Source organism: Enterobacter sp. CM29 (assembly GCF_013179605.1).
GTDB lineage: Bacteria > Pseudomonadota > Gammaproteobacteria > Enterobacterales > Enterobacteriaceae > Enterobacter > Enterobacter intestinihominis.
Genome location: NZ_JABMCU010000207.1, coordinates 1 through 7,641 on the forward strand (window position 1 = coordinate 1; position 7,641 = coordinate 7,641).

Annotated in this window: 7 protein-coding genes and 1 pseudogene; 1 reads left to right on the plus strand and 7 read right to left on the minus strand. The window is 53.7% G+C overall.

What is annotated here, in order from left to right; translation table 11 throughout:
- The 7 genes from rffC to trxA form a co-directional block, all read right to left on the minus strand.
- A partial coding sequence (rffC, locus tag HP459_RS19555; protein ID WP_171936683.1) for a dTDP-4-amino-4,6-dideoxy-D-galactose acyltransferase occupies nucleotides 1-565 on the minus strand: 565 nt, incomplete at its 3' end.
- Nucleotides 562-1,824: a UDP-N-acetyl-D-mannosamine dehydrogenase gene (wecC, locus tag HP459_RS19560; protein ID WP_023299034.1), complete on the minus strand. Its 1,263-nt coding sequence runs from the start codon at nucleotides 1,822-1,824 to the stop codon at nucleotides 562-564. The genes wecC and rffC, both read right to left, overlap by 4 nt.
- Nucleotides 1,821-2,951, minus strand: a complete 1,131-nt coding sequence (gene wecB, locus HP459_RS19565) for a non-hydrolyzing UDP-N-acetylglucosamine 2-epimerase (RefSeq protein WP_171936684.1) — start codon at nucleotides 2,949-2,951, stop codon at nucleotides 1,821-1,823. Before wecB ends, wecC begins: the two co-directional genes overlap by 4 nt.
- Nucleotides 2,952-3,007: 56 nt before the next feature.
- Nucleotides 3,008-4,054 carry an ECA polysaccharide chain length modulation protein gene (gene wzzE, locus HP459_RS19570; protein ID WP_022646646.1) on the minus strand — a complete coding sequence of 349 codons (1,047 nt, stop codon included), beginning with the start codon at nucleotides 4,052-4,054 and terminating at the stop codon, nucleotides 3,008-3,010.
- Nucleotides 4,055-4,067: 13 nt separating this feature from the next.
- Nucleotides 4,068-5,171 carry a UDP-N-acetylglucosamine--undecaprenyl-phosphate N-acetylglucosaminephosphotransferase gene (wecA, locus tag HP459_RS19575; RefSeq protein WP_001050933.1) on the minus strand — a complete coding sequence of 368 codons (1,104 nt, stop codon included), beginning with the start codon at nucleotides 5,169-5,171 and terminating at the stop codon, nucleotides 4,068-4,070.
- Nucleotides 5,172-5,413: 242 nt separating this feature from the next.
- Nucleotides 5,414-6,673, minus strand: a complete 1,260-nt coding sequence (gene rho / locus HP459_RS19580) for a transcription termination factor Rho (protein ID WP_001054528.1) — start codon at nucleotides 6,671-6,673, stop codon at nucleotides 5,414-5,416.
- Between the two features lie 341 nt (nucleotides 6,674-7,014).
- A complete protein-coding gene (gene trxA / locus HP459_RS19585; RefSeq protein WP_006812392.1) occupies nucleotides 7,015-7,344 on the minus strand; it encodes a thioredoxin TrxA in 330 nt (109 codons plus the stop codon).
- 144 nt (nucleotides 7,345-7,488) lie between these two features.
- Between trxA and HP459_RS19590 the strand changes: the two are divergent.
- Nucleotides 7,489-7,641 (plus strand): annotated as a pseudogene (locus HP459_RS19590) (ATP-dependent RNA helicase RhlB); the annotation flags it as partial.

The window sequence follows — 7,641 nt, forward strand, 5'->3', positions numbered from 1 at the left end:
GTTGCTCCGCCCAGTGCAGCGCCGCCTGCATGAGTTTTTCGCCCATGCCGCGCCCGGCTAACAAACCGATGCGCGCCTCTTGCTCGTTGAGCCTGCGAAGCGAAACAAAACCCTGAATCTGCCCACCGGCAGTACGGAACACCAGACAGACGTGGTCAAACGTGCCTTTAACCGCATTCTCTATCCACCGGGCATAAAAGCGGCCGCTGTCATCGGGCGCATACCAGGGCGCCCGGAAACGGCTTTGAGCGAAAGCCAGCGCCGCCATCTTGCGCAGCGCGGGGATATCCTGCTCCGATGCAATTTCCGCGCCCGGTGAGCCGTGGTGGGCCACGGTAACAGAGAGATCAACCTCGCCCTCGACCAGCCGGAATCCGTGCTGCTGGAGCGCGTCCAGCAGATCGGCGCGGTCCGCCGGGATCTTAGCCTGTACGCGCTGCCAGGCGCTGAAGTCTGCGTCCTGCAACGCAGGAGCGTTATCGCGCAGACGCACTATCGCTGAGGGGAGCGAAAAAAATACGCTTTCCCACTCAAGGGACTCCAGCACGCCGTTGAGAGTAATCAACGCCAAACGCCCTTAGTATCAACAATATACTGCTGACGCACGGCATCAGCGGAGACCGCTTTAAACGCATTGTGATCCACCAGCAGCACCAGCACATCCGCCGTCGCCAGCGCGTCATCCAGTGCGGTAAGGGTGCAGTGACCGGCAAGTTTTGCCGGCAACGCATGAATATTCGGCTCAACCACCAGCGTTTCACCGCTGTGCCAGGCTGCGATCGTTTCGGCAATTTCCATTGCCGGGCTTTCGCGAAGATCGTCAATATTCGGTTTGAATGCCAGACCAAAGCAGGCAATTTTCAGCTCACTGGCACGTTTACCGCTGTCGGCGAGGCAATCCGCCACCGTGGCTTTCACCTGGTTGATAACCCAGTGCGGTTTGTGGTCGTTTACTTCGCGCGCGGTGCGAATCAGGCGTGCCTGTTCCGGATTCTGCGCCACGATAAACCACGGATCGACAGCGATACAGTGCCCACCCACACCCGGCCCCGGCTGAAGGATGTTCACGCGTGGGTGACGATTGGCAAGGCGAACAAGTTCCCAGACGTTAATTCCCTGATCGGCGCAAATCAACGACAGTTCATTCGCAAATGCAATGTTAACATCGCGGAAGCTGTTTTCGGTCAGTTTGCACATCTCGGCGGTGCGGGAGTTGGTCACCACGCATTCGCCTTCAAGGAAGATCTTATACAGCTCGCTGGCGCGCGCGGAGCAGACTGGGGTCATGCCGCCAATCACGCGGTCATTTTTAATCAGTTCCACCATCACCTGGCCTGGCAGTACGCGCTCAGGGCAGTAGGCGATGTTGATATCGGCCTGGTCGCCCGCCTGCTGGGGGAAGCTGAGATCGGGACGCGCCTCGGCCAGCCACTGTGCCATCTGCTCGGTTGCCCCAACAGGTGAAGTGGACTCAAGAATAACCAGTGCCCCTTTCTTCAGCACAGGCGCAATGGATTTTGCCGCCGCCTCGACGTAAACCATGTCAGGCTCGTGATCGCCTTTAAAGGGCGTAGGCACCGCAATCAGGTACGCATCGGCTTCTACCGGCGTGGTGCTGGCGCGCAGGAAGCCACCGTCCACCGCCTTTTTCACCACACGATCGAGATCGGGCTCCACGATATGAATTTCGCCACGGTTGATGGTTTCTACCGCATGCGCGTTGATATCTACGCCAATAACCTGCTTTTGACGAGAGGCAAAGGCCGCCGCAGTAGGCAGCCCGATATAGCCGAGACCAACAACAGAGATGGTAGTAAAACTCATAGCGTTACCCGATTGTGTTTAAGTGCGTGCAAAATACGTCCACAAGCCTGCCCGTCCCCGTACGGGTTATGGGCACGGCTCATCGCCTGATACTCTTCTTCGTCATGCAGTAAGCGCGTGACCTCTTCGACAATACGATGCGGATCCGTTCCCACCAGACGCACGGTACCGGCAGTGACCGCTTCCGGACGTTCAGTGGTTTCGCGCATCACCAGTACCGGCTTACCGAGGGAAGGCGCCTCTTCCTGAATGCCGCCAGAATCGGTCAGGATCAGCCAGGCGTGGTTCATCAGCCAGACAAATGGCAGATAGTCCTGCGGCTCTATCAGGAGCACGTTTTCCACGTGGCCCAGGATACGGTTGACCGGTTCGCTGACGTTCGGGTTGAGGTGCACCGGATAGACAATCTGCACATCCTCGTTCTGCGCGGCGATTTCAGCCAGCGCGTGGCAAATTTGCTCAAAGCCACGGCCAAAGCTTTCGCGGCGGTGGCCCGTCACCAGAATCGTTTTCTTGCCGTTGTTCAGGAACGGATAGCGCGCAGCAAGTTCTGCCTGAAGCTCGCTGTTAGCCAGCACGCGGTCACGCACCCAAATCAGCGCATCAATGACCGTATTGCCGGTGACGAAGATCTTGCTGTCACTGATATTTTCGCGCAGCAGGTTCTGACGTGAGTTCTCGGTTGGCGCAAAATGGTACATCGCCAGGTGACCGGTGAGCGTACGGTTGGCCTCTTCCGGCCACGGGGAATAGAGATTGCCGGTACGCAGACCCGCTTCAATATGACCAACGGGGATACGCTGATAGAACGCGGCCAGGCTGGTCGCCACGGTGGTGGTGGTGTCGCCGTGCACCAGCACTACATCCGGCTTGAACGACTCCAGAATAGGCTTTAATTCTTGCAGAATACGGCAGGTGATTTCCGTCAGTCCCTGTCCCGGTTTCATTATATTGAGATCGTAATCCGGGACGATAGAAAAGAGGGTTAAGACCTGATCGAGCATCTCACGGTGCTGGGCAGTCACGCACACTTTCGCTTCAATATCAGGATCTCTGGCCAGCGCATGAACCAGAGGCGCCATCTTGATGGCCTCCGGCCTGGTGCCAAATACGGTTAGTACTTTCACATCGATTCTCTTCGATTAGACGATGAAGGCCGCAGCCTTCATCGTAGACGGCGTTCTTAGTTTGTGCGGCGACGCAATAACGCTACGCCAGCGCCAGTCAGTGCGCCCACAATCCCCCACATGATCATCAGGAATGCGCGACGCGGACTATCGCGTTTTACAGGCTCTTCAGGCGTTCTTAAATAACGATAGGTCTGAAAACGCGGGTCCAGCGTTGGACCGACGTTGAGCGTATTGAGCATGGCGCGGTTTTGGTCGTAATCAAGGTCAAAGTCAGGGCCAACGGCCTGGATATTTTCCAGACGTGCCTGAAGCATTGGGCGACCAAGAAGGAACATTTCTGAATCAGGGAGTTCGTCAGCCGGAACATCCGTTTCGCTACGGGAAATATTGTGCTGTTCCGCAATCTTCAGCGCCTGCTCAATATTATGCACGCGACGGGCGAAGATGGCCTTAGCGACCTCTTCCTGACGTTTGACCTGCGCTTTCATCTGGATAGTTCGCGCAGCCCAGGCGCCTTTCAGCTCGTCATTCAGATGACTGGCCGCACGCTGGCTGGCAAAAGCAACGTACTGACGCAACAGGTTATTGGCGTCCGGCGCCGTTTCCGCAATCAGCTTCACGCTGTCGCTAACGTTACGGAGCACATCGCCAGGCATAAACTGAATGTTGTTGATTAAATCATCCAGCAGCGCGGCATCCGCTTTGCTGTTACCGACCATGCGCTGCTTGTAGTAGTCTGTCTGGGACCAGAAATCGCGACGTGTATCCCACGACGCCAGCTGCATCACAAACTCTTTGTAGGACTCATCCATCACCGAGGCCTGATCCGGGGTCGCCAGATTGGCCTTGATATCAAGATTACGCAGGAATTGCTGCTGGGAGTAGTAGCCTCCAAGCATATTCACCGTTGGTCGGTCTGTGATCGCCGTGGCGCTCCACTCTTGTTTCGCAAAGAAGGTGTAGGCAAGCGCTAACAGCGCGAACCCCAGGCCAATCCCCACAATCCACAGTTTGCCCTGCCATAACACTCGAAACAAACCACGAATATCCAGCTCGTTCTCAGTGCCCACTGATTTCGCTCCCGCCAACGGTTGAGTCATCATAGTCCCGGTTTTACTTAGTTAATGTTGTGTTTTTGCCACTGTTCCGACGCATCCTGCGTTTTAAACGTTTAATAAAACGCGCGACTTTCCATGCACGCTTGATGCAGTAACCGTACATGAAAAATGCTAGCAAGAATAATACCAACATTACCCATTCAGGAATGAAATGAGCGTATTCCGCGGCAACGCCAATCGCAGCCAGAATAGCAGCCGCTAGCGTAATCAGCACAAACGCCTGACGAGACGTGAAGCCGGCGCGCATAATCAGATGATGAATATGCTGCCGGTCGGGAGAAAACGGGCTCATCCCTTTACGTAGACGACGGTACATAATAGCGACCATGTCCATCAGCGGGATGGCGATAATCCAGAGAGCCGTTACCGGGCTGATAGGGTGCGTTTTACCCTGCGTGGTCTCCAGCAGGACCCAGATCACCGTAAAGCCAATCAGGGTACTGCCCGCATCGCCCATAAAGACTTTATAGCGACGCCCTAACACACCCAGGTTCAGGCAGATGTAAGGCAGAATGGCGGCAATCATGGCAAAGCACCACATTGACAAGCTGTACTGGCCGTCAAACCATAAAATGATGCCGATTGCGCCAAACGAAACAGAGGACAGCCCACCGAGCAGACCGTCTATGCCATCAACCATGTTAAAGGCGTTGATAGCCGCCCACACGGCAAACAGCGTGAGGAAGAAGCCGAACGGCCCAAGCACCAGCTCCCAGGGACCAAACACGTAGCCCAGGCTTCTGAGATAGAGGCCGCCCACCACCATCATAATGATGCCAATGGCCGCCTGCACCGTCGCGCGGAACTTCACGCTGATATCAAAACGATCATCAAGGGCGCCAACCAGTACCAGCACACCGGCACATGCCAGGTAGAGTGCGGCATGGGGGATATAGTAATCCGCGATCCCGAATGTGAAACAGATGCCTGCGTATACCGAAATGCCGCCCACCAGCGGAATAAGCCCCTGATGACGTTTACGGAAATTCGGTTTGTCCACTAACCCAATTCTTTTTGCTACCTTGCGCGCAATGAACAAAAAACAGGTTGTGAATAAAAAAATACTGATCAGCTCAGTTACTGCAGTGAGTAGATTCACAATGGATTGCTCTCAACAAATGTTAGTCCCGGAAGTATAACCATGAAGCCTCTGCCTCAGAAGGATTAAAGAAGGCTTATCACAACTCCCTTTGTATGTTTTTCAATCAATTATTTCTTTGACTGTGCAAACCTTCTTATTGTCGCACCGACCGGTCAAAATTGGGAGTGTGTGGTAATAGCGTATAGTCCATAAATAAAAAACGCCACGTAAAAACGTGGCGTTTACTGGGATTATTTGCGTTACGAGCGTTTCATCATGTCGAAGAAATCGTCGTTCGTTTTAGTCATCGCCAGTTTGTTAATGAGGAATTCCATTGCGTCGATTTCGCCCATTGGATGGATGATTTTGCGCAGGATCCACATTTTCTGCAGCTCTTCCTGAGTGGTAAGCAGCTCTTCTTTACGGGTACCGGAACGGTTGTAGTCGATCGCCGGGAAGACGCGTTTTTCTGCGATTTTACGAGAAAGGTGCAGTTCCATGTTGCCTGTACCTTTAAACTCTTCGTAGATAACTTCGTCCATTTTGGAGCCGGTATCGATCAGCGCCGTCGCGATAATGGTCAGGCTACCGCCCTCTTCCACGTTACGCGCCGCACCGAAGAAACGCTTCGGACGATGCAGGGCGTTGGCATCCACACCACCGGTCAGTACTTTACCGGAAGCCGGCACCACGGTGTTGTAGGCACGCGCCAGACGGGTAATGGAATCGAGCAGGATGATCACGTCTTTCTTGTGCTCAACCAGGCGTTTCGCCTTCTCGATAACCATTTCCGCAACCTGAACGTGGCGGGAAGCAGGCTCGTCGAAGGTTGACGCAACCACTTCCCCTTTCACCAGACGCTGCATCTCGGTCACTTCTTCCGGACGTTCGTCAATCAGCAGCACCATCAGCACACAGTCTGGATGGTTGTAAGCAATGCTCTGCGCGATGTTTTGCAGCAGCATGGTTTTACCGGCTTTTGGCGGCGCCACAATCAGACCACGCTGGCCACGACCAATTGGCGATGCCAGATCCAGCACACGAGCGGTTAAGTCTTCAGTAGACCCGTTACCACGCTCCATACGCAGACGAGAGTTCGCGTGCAGCGGCGTTAAGTTCTCGAACAGGATCTTATTGCGGGAGTTTTCCGGTTTGTCGTAGTTGACTTCATTAACCTTCAACAGCGCAAAGTAGCGTTCACCCTCTTTTGGAGGACGAATCTTACCTGAAATGGTGTCACCAGTGCGGAGGTTGAAACGGCGGATTTGGCTAGGGGATACGTAGATGTCGTCAGGGCCGGCGAGGTAGGAGCTGTCTGCAGAGCGGAGGAAACCAAATCCGTCTTGCAGTATCTCCAGCACACCGTCGCCAAAGATATCTTCGCCACTCTTAGCGTGTTGCTTCAGGATGGCGAAAATGATGTCCTGCTTGCGCATACGAGCCTGGTTTTCCAGTCCCATATTTTCGCCGAGAGTGATCAGCTCAGAAACCGGCGTATTCTTTAATTCGGTAAGATTCATAATGGTGTGGGTTCTTAAACTCGGGGTGATTCTCGAACTTAATGTTGTGAATGGTATGGCAGGGTCATCCATGCCTGTTTAGCGGCCATCACCTCATGTCTGTTCGCTGTCTGGTCACAGGGAAAGAACGCAGAACTGAAACGACAAGACGGATTGAGTGACAAGCCCGGAATCTAGCAACTTCACGCACTGTTTAAGTTAACAACGGGAAGTATCGGGTAAAACAAGATTCAAACAACAAGATATGTTTAAAACGTAGTCATAGCTAACTTAGCACGACTAAAGCCGGGCGTCCAGAGCTCACCATTAATTAGGCGCTCTGGACGCTCAGCGGAGAAACCTTACGCCAGGTTAGCGTCCAGGAACTCTTTCAGTTGACCTTTGGACAGTGCGCCCACTTTGGTCGCCGCCACGTCACCGTTCTTGAACAGCAGCAGGGTCGGGATGCCACGGATACCGTATTTTGGCGCGGTGCCCGGGTTCTGGTCGATGTTCAGCTTGGCAACGGTCAGTTTGCCCTGATATTCGTCAGCGATTTCATCCAGAATCGGAGCGATCATTTTGCAAGGACCACACCATTCAGCCCAGAAATCAACGAGGATCAGCCCGTCAGCTTTAAGTACGTCCGTGTCAAAACTGTCGTCAGTCAGGTGAATAATTTTATCGCTCATATATAACTCCACAGGAATAAGCCTGGTACGTTGGTTTTGTCTCCACCAACGACGTGTTGATGTCGCATTAACCAACTAAAGGTTGACTTTATTTCACCGGATACGCTTTCGTAAAGCAATAGTAAGCTGATATTCTACCACACTATGAGCAAAACACATTTAACAGAACAGAAGTTTTCCGACTTCGCCCTGCACCCAAAGGTGATCGAAGCCCTTGAAACTAAAGGGTTTCATAACTGCACGCCCATTCAGGCTCTCGCCCTGCCGCTGACGCTGGCCGGTCGTGATGTTGCAGGG

Excerpts from the sequence above, each read along its gene's own strand:
- wecC (WP_023299034.1), bottom strand. The coding sequence starts at position 1,824 with ATGAGTTTTACTACCATCTCTGTTGTTGGTCTCGGCTATATCGGGCTG.
- wzzE (WP_022646646.1), bottom strand. The coding sequence starts at position 4,054 with ATGACTCAACCGTTGGCGGGAGCGAAATCAGTGGGCACTGAGAACGAG.
- rho (WP_001054528.1), bottom strand. The coding sequence starts at position 6,673 with ATGAATCTTACCGAATTAAAGAATACGCCGGTTTCTGAGCTGATCACT.
- trxA (WP_006812392.1), bottom strand. The coding sequence starts at position 7,344 with ATGAGCGATAAAATTATTCACCTGACTGACGACAGTTTTGACACGGAC.